Below are 16,776 nucleotides of genomic sequence, written 5' to 3'. Positions count from 1 at the left end.
TTAGATGTGACATTCAATGATGTGCATTTGTCACATCTCGCCTTATCGGGAGTGAATGCGCGCTTGCTTCCACCATCCGTTGACGACGGTGTCTGTTTCTTGAAAAGCAGGTCAAGGCTGCCGCATTTGTAGTCGGGCACAACTGAATGATCATGATCAAGCACTTGAGCATAAGCCCTCTGTTGCTTTCGGCATGCTACCCCGGTTCAGGTATGAGACCACGATCACCATCGAGAGAGGACAGGCTTACACCGGCCACCTCCCGGAATATTGAAAAAAGTTTTTGCTGGGTAAATTGCGCGAGCAAGGAAATTCCTGCTTTTTCGATTTATACGATAGACAGGAAATCCGTAGATCTCTTGTGACTAAGAATAGTAACAATATCATGCAATGAATTTTCAAGGTTGGAAATATTAGCGATACTCCCAAGAGAAATTCTAGCTCTTTGGGGAGCATCACTGTCCACGGAAAAAACGTTACTCGGGACCAGTGCAATACCACGATGGCGCGCATATGATACAAAATCCACGCTACTCCACCACGCAGGCAACTTTAGCCACACATGGGGGCCATTCGGGTCCATCCCATGACCATCTCCCAAAATTTTTCGGGCAATAGACTGTCTGAGGCGTAATTCCTGCTTAATCGATACTAATATCTCTTTCGACTGCCCTGTCTGCATCCATCGCAATGTCAGTGCACTCAATAGTCCCGCATTTGTCAGAGCAAATGCGCGGACTGCTATAGCAAAACGTCTGGTCATTTCAGCGTTTGGCAGTGCAACATAGGCTGTTCTCAAGCCTGGGCTCAGTACCTTTGCCAACGTCGACACATAGATCACTCGGCCATGATCAAGCGCAGCCAGTGCAGGAATGGGATTATCATACAACAAGCTGTAGGGATCATCTTCTACGACATACAAACGGTTGTCATGAGCAATCCTTAAGACCTGCTTACGGCGTTCCAATGACATCGTCACCGTCGTCGGATTTTGAATAGCAGGAATACAATATATGGCTTTTGGTCGATATTGTCGGCAGGCCGTTTCCAGCTGCTCAGGTAGAAACCCGTTTTCATCACCATCTACCCCGACCAAGATAAGACCGAGTTGATCTGCGACAGTGCGTATTCCAGAATAGGTAATACGGTCAGCTAATATTATATCTCCCGGACCTGCCAGAATACTCATGGCTGCCGCCAAAGCCGTCTGTGCACCAGGGACAACCAACACATCATCTGGGCGCCTTGATCCCATAACGGGTTCAATCCATTTTACCGCTTGTTGGCGCTCTTCCAATGTTCCCCCTGTGACGCGGTAGGACATAAGATTGGCGATATCCTGCTTTTTCAAAAGTGCAGCAAGATCACGCTGCATAATGCGCTGAAGTGGCGGATTTTGCGGTATTGGCGGCAGATTCATCGTCATATCAACAATCGCCGCTTTGGGAGAGCGCCAGTGACTGACTTCAGCTCCCATCCTTACAAAGGTTCCTCGCCCAACCGTTGCATTAATGAGCCCACGGCGATGCGCCTCTCTGAATGCTCGCGTCACAGTTGTAAGATTTGTCCCAAGCGCAGAAGCTATATCTCTCTGGGTAGGAAGTCTTTCAGCACCGTGAATGACCCCCTCTCGAATTGACGATGCCAGAGCTTCTACAATTGCAAGGTACATAGGCCCATTATATTGGGCCGTATATTCACTCCACCTATCTAATATTTTTTTATTCTGCATTTATGGAATTCTTAATTATCTTCTGGAAGAATTCATAAGAAACTCAAAAAATCGATCGAGCGCTGGCCCGATAAAATACCCAACAAATATGGATGCAAATGCCATAGGCCATGCAAGATATTCATATGGCAAAAACCAAGTTTGTCCCTGAATAATCGTTATGACGGTTATCGCTAATAAAACGAAACCCCATAGAGAGGATGACATGAAAGGAGAGAGATACTTTCCGTAAACTCCGTTTTCTCTTTCAGAAATCGCTTTTGAAATACCAATATGATACAAAAATATCATGGATGAAACAAAGCAACCGAACAAAGCCATCCAGCTTGTATGGAAATGATTTTTGTCATCTATGTATGTGTAATAAAGCGCTAGAGCTACATATGCATGCGCTAGAAACAAACCTAAAACCATACCAAAAAGTCTATGCTTCAGGATCGTTTCAGCTTCGACGTTTTTATTATTGTAAATTTCATTCTTATTAAAATTTTCAATCATAATTCTGTTCCTTGTCCTGTTAGAACGTTCCAAGGCGTCGAAGTCAGTACACTTTCTGTCGATTGGCCCCCATTCTTTGAGGCACATTGTTCGCCTTTTACCGCCGGTATGCAAATTACAGGAGGTGAATGATATGCTAAAAAATGGGTACAATTGAAGACAATAACAGGAAAATATGACCACCCAATGCGTACAATTTTTTCAAAGAAAGTGTTTGGAAGAAAGCCTCTTTATAACCAACTGTTTTTAGTGTGTTTTTTTGTGGAGAGAATTTAATGTGAAAACATTATCTGCACTCTACCACTTCGAAAGTTTGACGACGACAATGACGAGGTTGAAAAATAAACCCCTCAAACAAGGTGATGCCGATATTACGGAGAACTAAAAAGAAGATCGTCGTGTTTGACAGCCTCCTCGCGGAACTCTCAACTTGCATTACAGTCTCGCTTTTTTCAAAGAGCTATAAAAACAGCGGAGATCATAACCGACCGGTCCCATGTCATTGCGGCCCCCTTCTAGCCTGTAATGTCTCCATGACTGCGCGCCACCAGAAACAAGCAGCAGCCATAAATAACACCTCCTGATAGTGATTGAAATATCATAACAACCCATTACTGTAGCGATCCAAGCGTTTTATCGTTCTGTCCACCCTCAAGAACATGCGTCAGTTCATCCACGAGGCAGATACGCTCCTCACGAAATTCATAAAAAGCGATAACCTTAATCAGACTACACTCACCAGAGTGGCGTATAGCACGCGCCAAATGGACAGTAGCTGCCCTATCACCCTCACAGACGACATGCTTAATACTGATTTCCAGCCTATGGAGGCCGCTTCTTAGAGCATTCGCATGCCTTAGGAAGGCGTCCAGCGTCATCTCATTTCCATCAACACGCTGTCGATAATCTGGTGTCATAAAATCAGAGAGCGCGCTGATCTCTGAGTTAAAATCCGTAAACGTAGAGAACATTTGGCGGATCGTCCGCTCGTGATGTCTCAATGACATGAAAACTTCCTTTGGTCTTGTGGCATCCAACACAGAGACTTTAACGTAGGAAAATGTGGCGCACTCTCGGGAATGCGCCATAATACAACTGTTATACGCCAAAATTTCTTAGTCGGGCCTACATATGCACTCCGCCAATATCGCTTGTCCTTGGCTAACAACCAGGCATATCAGTCAGCCCCAACGTCGCGTGACCGACCTTCACATCCACAAAACCGGTCAAATTATTGGAGTAGAGCGCGGGGTTATGATCATAAAAACTGAAGAGTCGTACTGGCTGATCGGTCCAGGACAATTTCTCTGGGTTCCACCAAAAACCAATCATGAAGCGTGCTCCCATGGTGCGATTTCGGGCTGGAGTTTCTATCTCAGAGAAGACAGATGCATTTCTCTCCCCACCAAACCTTTTATTGCAGACAGCACACGTCTGATAACAGCTCAGGCGGAACGTCTGTCAGTAGCTATCATCAGCAGTACATGGGACGACCGTACCACTCGATTGGCTACAAGCTTTTGGGATGAACTTCTGTCTATTCCTCGTTGTTCGGTAACACTACCAGCCCCCAAAGACGTAAGGTTGAAGCAAGTGACAGAAGCATTGAGCATTCATCCGGCCGATACACGAGAGCAGCAGGACTGGGCAAAGCTGGCCGGGATGTCACTCCGCTCTTTCGTGCGCCATTTTACCGCTGATACCGGCATGTCTTTTTCGACCTGGCGCCAGAGGTTGCGTATTCTGAGCGCTCAGGAAAAACTGGCGCGCGGCGAAAGCGTCACTTCTGTAGCTGCTGCTGTAGGTTATGAAAGTCTCGGTGCTTTTGCTGCGGCTTTCAGGAAAAACACCGGATACTCTCCAAGCGATTATACCAAACGACTGCTCAAAGGCGTTGTGTAAGTCCACGGCTCTGCGTGCTGGAGAACGCGTGGGTTCATCAAACTCCATTCGTCTTTCCGCAGCTTAGCCTACATACTCCCTTTGAGATCCGTCTACTTGTATCAGAAATCCACTTTAAGGCGACCACCAACCATGCGTGGCGTTCCGGGAACACCGAAAATACCATTCAAACCCGTGTCCCGTGTTATGTCGTAATGACGGTTCAGCAGATTGTTTGCGTAGGCAGAGACGGACCATTTTCCGCTCTTAGGTGCGAACGTCAGACCAGCGTCCAGCAGGAAATAAGCTGGCAGCCGGTAAAGGTTATTCCCAGGAATATTTAACTGGGATCCGCGGTAACTGTAATCGACATAGGGCGTCAGCCCCCATGTTTCACCGAGCTTCACCTTGTAGGACGCAGAGCCCTCAAGCGTCAGCTTCGGAATTCCCATATCGACGTTATTGAAATTCTTGTACTGCGCGCTCAGCACGCCGGTCTTGATGTACGCGAGAGCGACAGCCGTTGAGTCGATAGCGTTGAAATCCTTATAATTCCCGCGCTCGTATCCAATATGTTGGTGCAGGACCAACCCCGCGATCGGGTTGGCATCAATCTCCATCTCCACGCCCCAGATACGGCTCTTGGGAATGTTGACGTACTGGCCGACCACGCCATAACGTGGGATAACGGCTAGCCCAACCATCTGCTGATTATGATAATCGTACCAGAACGCATCGCCGTTAATACGCAGCTTATGATGCATATAGTCGGACTTAAAACCAATTTCGTAAGCCAGAAGGGATTCCGGCTTTGTTGGATTAAGCTGCGAGTCAACAACCGTATTGTTGGCTGTGAACCCGCCCGGCTTGAACCCTTTCCGAATTGACCCATAAAACATCAGATTATTGAACGCCTGATATTCAATGCCACCCATTCCGGAAAACTGATTGGTCAGAGCACCATGTCGGCCATACCGGTTGTCAAAAGGCGTTGGATACGCCGGAGTGTTATACCGCATAGTCCGCATATTGTAGAGCGTACGGTCATCGGATTCATGCGTCAGGGCCGCCTGAAGATGCAGCCGCTTGGTAAGGGCAAAGCGCAAATGGCCATACTGACTGAACGCCTGCTGATCCTGATTATAGCTGGTCCGCTGCACATAAGGCCGGGACCCGGACTGGGAATAATCATTAAAAATGGAAGAACGCATTTGCGTGCGGTCATAATACATCCCCACCGTCCACTGAAGGCGTGACTGTGAGTTACGCGATGCTAACTTGACCTCCTGAGAGAACATATTGGCGTTCGTGTTGACGTCCACGTCATAGATTGCATAGCGCGTGCCATCCAGATCCATGAGATTATGAACGTACATCTGCTGGAATGCGCTAATGGTTGTCAGGTTCGCAAATCCTAGGTTCCGCGTGATATTAACGCCTGCCCCCCAGAAGGTGTTGTTATAAGATGGTTTGGTCTGTCCCTCATTGCCTGACAACTTGAGAAATTCCGGGCGAAAGCCCCACGAGGTATCCCTGTTATTGCTGTAAGCTGGCGTATTTCTCGATAGGTCCTGAATATTATAAACGCCAGTAGCCTGGGAATTATCCTGCATCCAGTTCCCACTAAAAACGATGTTCGTCTTATCGTCAGGCTGCCAGGCAACCTTTGCACGCAAACCGCCTTTGTTGGCATTTCCCAAAGTCTGGCCTGTGTTAATATTCTTCTGAAAGCCTCCCCCCTGCTGAGTAAAACCAGCAATCCGGTATTGCACGTTGGAGGTGATGGGGCCGGATACGTAAAGGTTGGTAATGCTGCGATTATAGGTCGCAATGTCTTCAGACGCACCATAGTGAAGCGCCTTCGTCGGGTCCGCCGTTTGAACGTTGATCTCACCTGCTGTCACGGTTTGTCCGTGCGTGTAACCCGATGGCCCATTGGTGACATCCACACCCGCCATATCAAACATCGCAGCGCCTGCCATATATCCAATAGGCAAAGCTACGCCGTCCACATAGGTCATGACGGATGGCGTATTGTTGGAGGTAAAATCATTTAACCCCACACCACGCAATGTAAAATTGACACTGGAACTCGCACCTTGAGGCTGCACTGTGAGATTGGGTGCAAGATTCATCAGACCTTTAACATCCGTCACCTGATGCCTTGCAAGATCCGCAGCATCGATATGAGTGACTGAAACGCCCTGCTTCTGTCTCGCCGCCTGCCCAAACACGTTTCTCGTCTGCCGAACCATAATCGTCTCAGGTTGCGAAGATTGCATGGCCTTGCGATTATGCTGAACGGGAGACAACACAGGCTTTTTTACAGTTGTCCCAGCTTTGGGGTGAGACGCATGTTTGTGAACTGCGCCCTTTGTGATTGGGGCCGCGACAGATGTTGCCGTAAAGACGGAAAGCGTCATGGCAAGAGCGGTGCCGCACAGAAGAAAATAATTGCTATATCGGAACATTTCAGGTCTCCCCGGAATATCTCCGGTTATGAAGGTGGCGTGTTTCATGCATTCGCATGAGCGTATTTGATGAAGAGGGACGCGTGGAGGCAGACGTGACTTACACGCCGTAATCTCCAGTAATCGCCTCCAGAGAACGGTTTTTGGTGGACGGTCCGAACAGGAGGATACTGAGCGCGCCACCGAACAAAATGACGGCTGTCAGACCAAACACTCCTGCAAAGCCTACTTTTGGATATGCAGCACCGATCAAGAGCGGGGCAGCAATCGCTCCTACTCGACCAAGTGCCGATGCTGTTCCCATGCCCGTCGCGCGGAGAGACGTTGGGAAAATCTCAGGAGTGTAGGCGTAAACCCCGGCATACGTTCCATTCATGAAAAAGGAGAGCAGAAGGCCGGATACGAGAACTGCGGTCGAAGAACTCGCCATCCCCAGACCAAGAGCGCTGATCATCGCGGCAGCTAGATAACCTACAATGGTCGCTTTTCGTCCCCACGCTTCATTGAAATAAACAGCACTGAAATACCCGGGAATTTGTGCCACGTAGATTGCGATTGAAAAGCCGAAACTATGCGCAATGGTAAAACCCCGAGCGATCAGAAGCGTAGGCAGCCAGGAAAAGAACGCATAATAGCTGAACGTAATGGACATCCAGAGAAGCCAGCTCATGACGGTGACCCTGCGCAGGCGTGCCGACAAAAGCTGCGTGAATTGCTTGGACATACGCGTGCATGGTGATGACGGCGCGCTTTCTGCCTTATAAGCCACCGATGGGCGCCCTAGTTCTCTTTCGATTCCACTAAGAACAGCATGAGCTTCCTGTCCCCGCCCGACGATCTGAAGCCAGCGGGGAGATTCAGGCAGAGATCTGCGCCACCAAAGGAGCAAAATCACCGGACAGGCTGTCAGAGCCAGCGCCCAACGCCACCCGTCCGATGATCCCGGGATCAGGGCATATCCCAGCAGAGCCGCAGCAACAAAACCAAACGAGAAGAAGCCAGCCAGAGCACCAGTAAAAGCTCCGCGATAACGACGCGGCACAAACTCTGAAAGATATGGAGCGATAATGGCGGATTCAGCGCCAGTCCCAAGACCCGCGATCATCCGTGTCAGAAGAAAGCTGTGCCAGTTTGTACAGAAGGCCGAAGCCAACGATCCCAGACAATAGCAGGCCAAAGCCCACATCATGACGGATCGGCGGCCCCATCTGTCTGCAATCAAACCGGCACACAGCGCACCAATGAAATATCCCAAAAACGCGGAGCTGCCCAATAGCCCCAGTTGTGACAGGGACAGGCCCCATAAATGCTGAATAGCGGGCATCACGAATGCCAAAATGGCTCCATCAAGCCCGTCAAAGCAGTACCCTGCTCCCCCCACCAGAAGGAGCTTGTAATGAAAGCGGGAAAACGGAAGCTGCTCCAGCCGTTCTGAAATAGTCATCGATAGCGTTCCCGACACAAGGGAGAATGAAAAAACAAACTTCGTCAGGAAAAATCAGCGTGTGCCTCAGGCCTAACGAACGATGAGATTTTCTTTTTCATCGGGATATTTTGTCAGTATTTCGTATCCGGCTTCAGTGATCAGAACTGTATCCGAATGCCGGTATCCGCCCTGCCCTTTGATATAAATTCCCGGCTCAACACTGAAAATCATACCCGGCTGAATGACGTTATCTTCACCCAAAGCAAGGAACGGAGCTTCATGACTGGTAACACCGAAACTGTGGCCGGTCCGGTGCAGCGGCGTTTCATAGCCCGCACGATGCGCAATAGCCTGGCAGGCCGCATCAATTTCGGAACCAATCGCACCCGGTTTGAGCATACCGTACGCTTTGTGGCGCATTTCCATCATGGTATCGAAGGGGCGTTTCGCGTCTTCGGGGATATGATCCAGAAAGAACGTTCGCTCGATTTCCGCGCCATATCCGTTAATGCGCCCCGCAATAAGCCCCATGAACGGACCTCCTGGTTCACAAGGTGCGGTCAGGCATGAAAAATTATGCGGATCGTCTGTATAGGCAGGCGGCTGGATAAGACCGGCAGCCTTGCTGGACATGACATTATAAGCCGGTGCTTCCGTCAGGCAGCGGTGGTAAAAATAGGGTGTCACGTCTGAAATGGCCTGAGCCACCATCACACCTGGCTTGACCTTGCCCATCATCATGGCAAGAGCCTTGGTCATCACGTCACTTGTCCACGCGATACGTGAAATCTCATGGGCAGACTTAATCTGCCGGACGTCATCAACGATATTCAGGATCTGGCACCGAGGTCCGATCGCTGCCTGCAAATAAGCCGGACAGGCCGCCTCAATACCGATTGTACCCTGTGCTGCCAGAATGTTCGCCAGACGATCAGACCATCGCGCGCCAGCAGGGGCTGGGAACTCGGCATACTCCGCAAGTGTCAGGGCACCGACCTTGTGCCGCTCCACATGCGGGATCTCAAGCCTGGGAACAATGAACGTCGCGTCCGAGGCAGTCAGAACCAGTACAAATGGACGCTCATGAACGAAATTAGCGAAATTTGTCAGGTAATAAATGTTGTCAGGATCAAAAGAGACATACGCCGCATGGCCGGCTGCCTCCATTTTTTCCCGGACCTTCTTATGGCGTTCGGCCATTTCGGCGGGAGAAACCTGCAAAGCAGTAAGAGGCGGCATTGTCATGTCTGACCCTGTTGTGCTGGAGGGAGGTCTCTCAACGCTCCCATTCAAATTCTTATAAAAGCAATACGACCTACTTGTTTGTTGTGCGTCAAGATAAATTATTTGCGTATCGGAATGATTCGACCCTGTCCGTGCGAGACGTTTCCAGCCCTCTCAATCAGGGAGTTTTCAAGGCAATCCGAAGGAATTCTTCACGGGCAAATCTGCGCCAGACTTCAAAGGAGCGATAGAGATCCTCCAGCGGAATGCCTCGTGCCGTTTCAACTGCTAACCCGCGCAAAAGCGCAGCATTCAGAAGTCGCAGATCAATAAACTCCTGACTGGGCGCCACACCCCGCTTTCCGGACAGCCACCGCGTCATGAACTGGTCAATGCGGGCAAGAACCGGAGCCGTCACTTCTTCCAGATCCGGATCGCTTCGCCTTGCCAGCTCTATTTCCACCGTCGCAATAAATTCCGGCCCGGCGGTCACGAGTGCCCACATCGTATCCAGCATGGCATCAACACGCTGCTCAGGTGTTTCCTTGTTGCTGATGGCCTGCCTGTAGAGGCGCGCGCGCTTAAGAGCATAATGACGCAGGACCGTGGCCATAATCAGTGATTTTGTGGGGAAGTGGTGCTGCAACGCCCCAAGACTGACACCCGCCGCCTTTGCGATGCGCTGTATTGTTGTCGCGGCATAGCCCTGCGTCTGAAGTAGATTGACGGCCGCTTGCACAACCTTGGCACGCGTCGAGGCGCTACGATCAGCCTGCGTACGCCGCCGCACGGGGACGGAAGAAACACTCATGAGATTACAGACAGGCCCCTGATACCAAAATCAACGATAGGAAATTCTCTTACAGTGAAGCTCCCGCTTCCGGAAATTCCTCTTCAATTCCATTCGCCAACGCTTCTTCCAATCAACACTCTCTTAGGGTTGCTGTTCTAAGCAAAGAGCTCGGGACATGACGTTATCGAGATCATCAGTCTCTCCACATCTCAAATGGGCCTCTCAGATTTGCTGGAAAGGCGGCATTTCCAGAGAAGACTATGCTACCGCAGGCCATCCATGATTTGAAAATATCGAGCGCTTTTCTGGCCTCGCTCCGTCTCACATTCGGAATCCAATATGAAAATTCCGATTAACGCCGCCCTCTAGAATGCATTTTTCTCAAAAAATATTTCTCCTGAAAAGATCAGGACTTTTTAGAAACTCGGTGTTTTCTTTTTGATCTTTCTGCCGTGGAAAATCATGAAAATAAATATTTCCATTTTACAAAAACCGCCTGAAATCATAATATTAGTTTGCTTAAAACAAACTATTCACATTTAGCGTCGACGAAGAAGCATAGGAATCACATGACAACGACAGTCAGTTCAGGCAGCTCCACGACCGTTAGCGGTACGACACAAAGCGGTTTCGTTGTCCGTGGTGGCGGCACACTGAATGTCTCAGGTGGCGGGAAAGCCAGCAGCATCGCTGTTTCTTCGGGCGGCGTTGTCAATGTCAAAAGTGGAAGCGCCTCGGGCATCGTACTGAGTTCTGGCGGCGCGAAATATGCTGCCAATGGCGCTCGGCTTTACACTTATTCCGGCGCGACAGTCACAGGTGTCACGGTTTTTTCCGGTGCTGAAATCAATAACCGAGGCGGTGTGCTCAGTAACGTCACCGTTTCCTCTGGTGGCTTTGCCCAGGAGTTCGGCAACAGCTACGGCCCATCTAAGGACTATTATACGACTGTTGCCAATGGCGGAGAATTCTCCGTGCAGGCTGGTGCGTCGTCCATTAGCGCCACGGTGTCTTCCGGTGGAATTTATACAGTTCATTCAGGCGCCATTATCAGCGGTCTGGACATTACCTCTGGCTCTCTGCTGACATTTGCAGACTTCAAGGCTGGTTCCAGCATGTCAGCCAGTGTCAGTGGCTCGACCTTGAATGTTTATTCAGCAGGTAAGCTTGTACAGTCCGTGGGCTTGGATACGACTGCCTATAATGGTCATACGTTCGACGTCTCAGCGTCGTCGGGTCAGTACGATAGCGGCGGCATCCGGGTGACGGTCTGCTATCTGTCCAAAACCATGATTTTAACGCCAGATGGTGAAAAGGCTGTTGAAACCTTGCAGATTGGCGATCTGGTCATGGTCAAACGGAATGGCAAACTTCAGCCAGAACCAATTCGCTGGGTGGGCCGTCGTTTTGTGGACGTCAAAGCCAGTGCAGATCCTGACAAATGGCCCGTCTGCATCAAGGCCAATGCACTCGCTGATAACATCCCACACAAGGACCTTCGTGTTACCTCGGAGCACTGCCTGCATCTGAATGATCTGATGGTTCCGGCGCGGATGCTGGTCAATGGTCGTTCCATCACGACAGATACGTCCGAGAGCTTTTTCGAAATCTTCCATGTGGAACTCGAAACACACGGCGTTCTTATCGCCGATGGAGCAGAAGCTGAAAGCTATCTGGACACGGGAAACCGCACTTCGTTCGAACAGACCGGAGATGTTGTTCGCCTGAACAATCAGACATGGGTGTCTGATGCTGCGGCGCCGCTCGGTGTAAACCGCGAGCAGGTCGAACCGCTTTACTCTGCGCTTCTGGAACGTGCGACCAAGCTGGATATTGGCGAAACGTCGCATCCCGCAGAACAAACTGATGACCATGATCTGCATTTGGTCACGACGGACAACACCGTGATTTATCCATCACGGACAATGCAGGGATCGGTTCTGTTCCAGATCCAGCCGGGCGTCACATCGGTTCGTCTGGTTTCACGAAGCAGCCGCCCTGCAGATGTTATTGGTCCATTTGTTGATGACCGTCGCAATCTCGGCGTTCTGGTTGGGCAAATCAAACTCTGGGACAGCACAATTTGCCATTCCATCACGTCCCATCTTTCTGCATCCGAGGATGCGGGCTGGTACGCTGAAACCAACGGTGAAACCCGTTGGACGAATGGCAATGCTCTGGTGTCTCTGGGAAACCGGAATGCTGATGCGATCGGGATGCTGGAAGTTCAGGTTCTGAACGCAGGGCCATATCTTCTGGAGAGCCAGGACGATTCAGCGCTCCAGCTTTCTTTCGGCTAAGCCGTTAAAAGGATCAGGAGCTTTTGGTGAGAAAGCTCCTGCCCTTTCACTTTCGCCAGGTCAGGAGTTCTCAAGAAAAGGCCTCCCCTGACGCGTTTCTCTGAGAAAGCGCCCGTTTTTCCCTTACTCCCCCAGAGAAACTGTGCGTTTTTGCTCATCTTCAAGAAGCTGGGTCTGCAGTTCCTTTCCCACCACACCGACACAAAGCGCGAGAGAAAGAGCCCCCGCATCAGGGTGACCCTTGCTTCTTTCACCATGGGTTCTAGCGCGCCCCATGCGGGGGAGAAGATCTTTCGTAGCCTCGGCGGCGGCTTGTGAGGCATTGGCGGCCTTAGACCACGCAACGGGCAGAGCCGCACCACCTGAAAGCTCCTGCTCAAGCATTTCCACAAATGGCACGAGAGCATCAATGAGGGTTTTGTCCCCAGGCTTGGCTTTCCCAAGAGACATGATGCGCTCCATTGCCTGCCTTACTCCCTGAGCAAGCTGCGTTGAAGAAGGAAGCGCATTGTCGTCCAGCGCTAGACTGAAAGCTCTCAGGCCCTCGCCCCACAAAGCGCCAGACGTTCCGCCCGCACGATCCGCCCAGGCATCTGCCGCTGCTGAAAGAGTAGTTGCAGGCCCAGCCCCTGAAGTCGCGGCTCTGGCGGCCGCGGCTTTGGCAGCAGCCGAACCGCGGGCCATTCCCTGACCATGATCTCCATCTCCTGCCACCGCATCGATATGACCCAGTTCAGTTTCTGCCGCGGCAAGAGCCTCGGCCAAGGTGATCATAACTCCCGAGACGCACTGACCGCCTCGCCGCCCTTCTGCTGTGGACGATTTCATATATGTCACGCTGGTCTCGGCTGGCGCGTCCTCGAAGGTTGTACCTACCTCTTCAATCAAGCCATGGCGCAACGCAGCCGTATCAACCGGAGCACACCAGAGGCGCTCCAGTTCTTCATCAAGCCAGGTCAAGGTCAGTGAACAGCCTGCCATATCAAGACTGGTGACATATTCTCCAACCAGAGGGGCTACAGCCGTCAGACCTGCTTTTTCCAACAGGGGCGCCAGTGCTTCCCACAGAACAAACAGTTCCTCCTGTTTCGTGCTTCCCAACCCGTTGAGAGTCAGAGCCACACGCCGGGATGCCCCGGCAGGCAGTTCGCTTAGGACTTTTTCCAGCAGGATCTGTGCCAGGACCTGCGGCGTTGGAATGCTCTCCTCCCCGATCCCCGGCTCCCCATGCACACCAAGCCCAAGCGCCATTCGGGCATTCGGAACGTGAAACAGCTTGTCTGCCTCGCCCGGCAGCGTGCAGCCATCGAAAGCAACGCCGAATGTTCGTGTCTGACGGTTTACGCGGTGACCAATCTGCTCGACAGAGTCCAGATCCAGCCCTTCTTCCGCCGCAGCGCCCACAATCTTGAAAATTGTCAGATCACCCGCAATACCGCGCCGACGCTCTCTCTCGTTTTCTGTCGCACTGGCCACGTCATCCATGGTTGCAAGAATGCGAACGTCATATCCCTCTGCCCGCAACCTGTCGGCAGCGATACCAAAGTTCAGAACATCTCCAGCATAATTGCCAAAGCCCAGAAGAATGCCTCCTCCGAGATCAGCCTGACGCACGACGCTTTGAATGGCCTGTGTTGACGGAGACGCAAAGATATCTCCAGCAATGGCCGCATCTGCAAAACCAGTTCCCACATACCCGATGAATGCGGGATAATGCCCTGATCCTCCCCCCACGACGACAGCCACCTTGCCTTTTGAACCCAGTTTGGCGCGCACAACACCACCCCGGACCATTTTGACAAGGTCTCGATGCACCATGCTGTATCCATGCAGGGCCGAGGCTGCGAATTCGGAAGCATCGCCACAGATCTTGGTCATGTGAGTCTCTCCTTTATCAGGATGAAAAGCTGCTGACGGTCAGGACGCGTCGCGGTTGAGGTAATGACGGGCGAGGGAGTCCAGAGAGATGGCGAGCACAACGATGCCGCCGCTCACAACGGACTGCCAGTACGGCGAGATGCCAAAGAGGACGATGATGTCTTCAATGATCCCGATGATCACGGCACCCAGAACAGCGCCAACCGGGCTACCCAGACCACCCGTTGTTGCAACGCCACCAATGACGGCTGCCGCAATCGGAGACAGAACCCATGTGTCACCGATGGATGGCTGTGCTGTTCCGAGACGCGCGACCATGAGAATGCCAGCCAGAGCAGACAGGAAACCAGCGAGAGCAAACGCGCCCATACGAATGGCATTGACGCGAATACCGAGCATTCTTGCAGCCTGCGGGTTGCTCCCGATGGCGTAAATGTAGCGCCCGACAGGCGTACGCATCATGACGAATGCAACAACCGTCAGACATACCAGCAGCACCAGAAATGGAACCGGGACGCCGAGGACGAGACCTCTACCAAGGAAACTGATTTCATGCGGCACCCCGGTAATGGCGACGCCGCGTGTCGCCACCAGATTGGCGCCGCCATAGACACCCGCCATACCGATAGTCAGCACCAGAGAATGCAGACGAAGCTGAGTAATCAGCAGGCCATTCAGCAAGCCACATCCTGCCCCCATCAGCAGGCACAGAGCGAGCGAGAGCCAGGGATTCAAACCAACCTGCACCATCAGCATTCCGCCAACGACGCCAGCGAGGCCACCAATCGCACCAACGGACAGGTCAAGCTCGCCAAGAATCATCAAGACGGCCTGCCCAATGGTGACCAGACCGATAAACGCGAGCGCACGCGCAATGATGATCATGTTGAATGACGTCAGGAAGTGCGGCGACAACAGACACGAAATCCCGAAAATCAGGATCATCGCACCAATGACGCCACCCAGCGGATTGGCGACCATTCTGGCTATAAGCGCACGAATGGAAGACGCCTTTGGAGGAGTGGGAGTTGCTCCAGGGAGCGTGGTTTCAAGCGACATGACGGGTCTCCGTGGCGCCGATGATCGCGCCCACAAGCGTATTGACGTCAGTGGTAGCCTGGTCGAACGACCCGGTGGTCCGACCGCCGTACATGGTGATGATTCGCGTTGCGCAGCGCTGCAATTCAGTCATTTCAGAAGAGACGAGGATGATGCCGACGCCCTCTTCCGCGAGCTGTTGCATGATGCGGTAGATCTGGAATTTCGTGCCGATATCGATACCCTTTGTGGGCTCATCGAAAATCAAAATGCGAGGACGACGCGCCATGGCACGGCCGATAATGGCTTTCTGCTGGTTTCCACCGGACAGGAAGACAATTTTCTTGCCGACGGAAGATGTGCGCACATCAAATTTCTGAATCGTTTCAGAAACGATTGATTTCTCCTTTCCGGACGAAATAATGCCGCCGCGCTTCATCTTTTCCAGAACGGAAAGGCTGATGTTTTCGCGCACGCTCAGAAGCGGAAAAATACCGTGATGTTTCCGTTCTTCGGAAAGATAGACCATGCCCATAGCCACAGCCCGATCTGTTCGGCCACGAGGTATTTCTTTACCGTTAAACATGCACCGTCCGGATTTTGCGGAATGATACCCGAACATGGTCTGCATCACTTCCGAACGACCAGCCCCCACCAGCCCCGCAAAACCAAGAATTTCGCCACGACGGAGCTGAAAAGAAACATCTGAAAAGCCCGGTCCCGTCAGGCCTTCAACACTCAGAAGAATATCAGAATCATCAATGGCACCCCGCGGCTGGAATTTCTCTTCAAGCTGAACAGAACTGCCAGACATAAGACGGATAAGCTGATCTTCCGTCATGCCGTCCATCGGGTACGTACCGACACTGCGACCATTGCGCAGAACAGTCACGGTGTCTCCCAGACTGAAAATTTCTTCCATTTTGTGCGAGACAAAAACAATTGCACAGCCACTGTCCCGCAACGTGGTAATGATGCGGAAAAGATGTTCCGTCTCGTTCGCCGTGAGGGAGGATGTCGGTTCATCCAGGATCAAAACCTTGAACTCATCCCGGCAGGCCGCACGCGCAATCTGAAGCAGTTGCTGATCTGATACGCTAATGCGACTGACGGTCTGTCCCGGCCGGGCATGAATCCCAAAGCGCTCGATAAAACGGGCTGCCTCCGCTTCCATGGCCTTCCGGGAAATTGTCAGATGACCAAATCCCGAACGATGGAACGGCATGAACATGTTTTCAGCAACCGTCATGGACGGAAACAGATTCAGTTCCTGCGGTACGTAAGCAATACGGGAGAAAAGGCTATGATCCGCCAGAGCATCCTGCCCCTCAATCAGGACCTTTCCTTCGTCAGGCGTGACAAGACCTGTCAGGGTCTTGATCAGCGTTGATTTACCCGCACCATTTTCGCCGGCCAGGATATGGATTTTGCCCGGCTCAAGCGTCAGATCGACGTGATCGAGCGCGACCACACCGGGATAGCTTTTACGGACAGCTTCAACCTGGAGAACCGCCATGATCGTTACTCCTGCCTCA

At 51.7% G+C, this 16,776-nt stretch carries 12 protein-coding genes; 2 read left to right on the top strand and 10 right to left on the bottom strand.

Going from position 1 to position 16,776, the window contains the following annotated elements:
• Positions 1–328: 328 nt before the first annotated feature.
• The 3 genes from JN414_RS05030 to JN414_RS05020 form a co-directional block, all read right to left on the bottom strand.
• Entirely contained in the window at positions 329–1,732 is a 1,404-nt protein-coding gene (locus JN414_RS05030) for a PLP-dependent aminotransferase family protein (protein WP_202206967.1), read from the bottom strand.
• Between the two features lie 15 nt (positions 1,733–1,747).
• A complete protein-coding gene (locus JN414_RS05025) occupies positions 1,748–2,230 on the bottom strand; it encodes a hypothetical protein (protein WP_202206966.1) in 483 nt (160 codons plus the stop codon).
• A gap of 611 nt (positions 2,231–2,841) precedes the next feature.
• A complete protein-coding gene (locus JN414_RS05020) occupies positions 2,842–3,237 on the bottom strand; it encodes a nuclear transport factor 2 family protein (RefSeq protein WP_202206965.1) in 396 nt (131 codons plus the stop codon).
• A gap of 124 nt (positions 3,238–3,361) precedes the next feature.
• Between JN414_RS05020 and JN414_RS05015 the strand changes: the two genes are divergently transcribed.
• Positions 3,362–4,132 carry an AraC family transcriptional regulator gene (locus tag JN414_RS05015; protein ID WP_202206964.1) on the top strand — a complete coding sequence of 257 codons (771 nt, stop codon included), beginning with the start codon at positions 3,362–3,364 and terminating at the stop codon, positions 4,130–4,132.
• Positions 4,133–4,233: 101 nt separating this feature from the next.
• On the opposite strand, the gene JN414_RS05010 is transcribed toward JN414_RS05015, so the two are convergent.
• From JN414_RS05010 to JN414_RS04995, 4 genes are all read right to left on the bottom strand, one after another.
• Complete coding sequence (locus tag JN414_RS05010; protein WP_202206963.1) at positions 4,234–6,582, bottom strand: TonB-dependent receptor; 2,349 nt, start codon at positions 6,580–6,582, stop codon at positions 4,234–4,236.
• A gap of 100 nt (positions 6,583–6,682) precedes the next feature.
• Positions 6,683–8,026 carry an MFS transporter gene (locus tag JN414_RS05005; RefSeq protein ID WP_202206962.1) on the bottom strand — a complete coding sequence of 448 codons (1,344 nt, stop codon included), beginning with the start codon at positions 8,024–8,026 and terminating at the stop codon, positions 6,683–6,685.
• Positions 8,027–8,098: 72 nt separating this feature from the next.
• Positions 8,099–9,253, bottom strand: a complete 1,155-nt coding sequence (locus tag JN414_RS05000; RefSeq protein WP_202206961.1) for a Xaa-Pro peptidase family protein — start codon at positions 9,251–9,253, stop codon at positions 8,099–8,101.
• Positions 9,254–9,410: 157 nt separating this feature from the next.
• A complete protein-coding gene (locus tag JN414_RS04995) occupies positions 9,411–10,043 on the bottom strand; it encodes a TetR/AcrR family transcriptional regulator (protein WP_046900504.1) in 633 nt (210 codons plus the stop codon).
• Positions 10,044–10,594: 551 nt separating this feature from the next.
• Here JN414_RS04995 and JN414_RS04990 point away from each other — a divergent pair.
• Complete coding sequence (locus JN414_RS04990; RefSeq protein ID WP_202206960.1) at positions 10,595–12,325, top strand: Hint domain-containing protein; 1,731 nt, start codon at positions 10,595–10,597, stop codon at positions 12,323–12,325.
• 123 nt (positions 12,326–12,448) lie between these two features.
• On the opposite strand, the gene JN414_RS04985 is transcribed toward JN414_RS04990, so the two are convergent.
• From JN414_RS04985 to JN414_RS04975, 3 genes are read right to left on the bottom strand one after another with little or no spacing between them, the layout of a single operon-like run.
• Entirely contained in the window at positions 12,449–14,203 is a 1,755-nt protein-coding gene (locus JN414_RS04985; RefSeq protein ID WP_202206959.1) for a dihydroxyacetone kinase family protein, read from the bottom strand.
• Positions 14,204–14,242: 39 nt separating this feature from the next.
• Entirely contained in the window at positions 14,243–15,262 is a 1,020-nt protein-coding gene (locus JN414_RS04980; protein WP_064275248.1) for an ABC transporter permease, read from the bottom strand.
• Positions 15,252–16,757, bottom strand: coding sequence for a sugar ABC transporter ATP-binding protein (locus tag JN414_RS04975; protein WP_202206958.1), 1,506 nt, complete (start codon positions 16,755–16,757; stop codon positions 15,252–15,254). Before JN414_RS04975 ends, JN414_RS04980 begins: the two co-directional genes overlap by 11 nt.
• Positions 16,758–16,776: the final 19 nt, after the last annotated feature.

It is taken from the genome of Gluconobacter sp. Gdi, assembly GCF_014132155.1.
GTDB lineage: Bacteria > Pseudomonadota > Alphaproteobacteria > Acetobacterales > Acetobacteraceae > Gluconobacter.
This window is presented reverse-complemented; position numbering and strand designations above follow the sequence as displayed.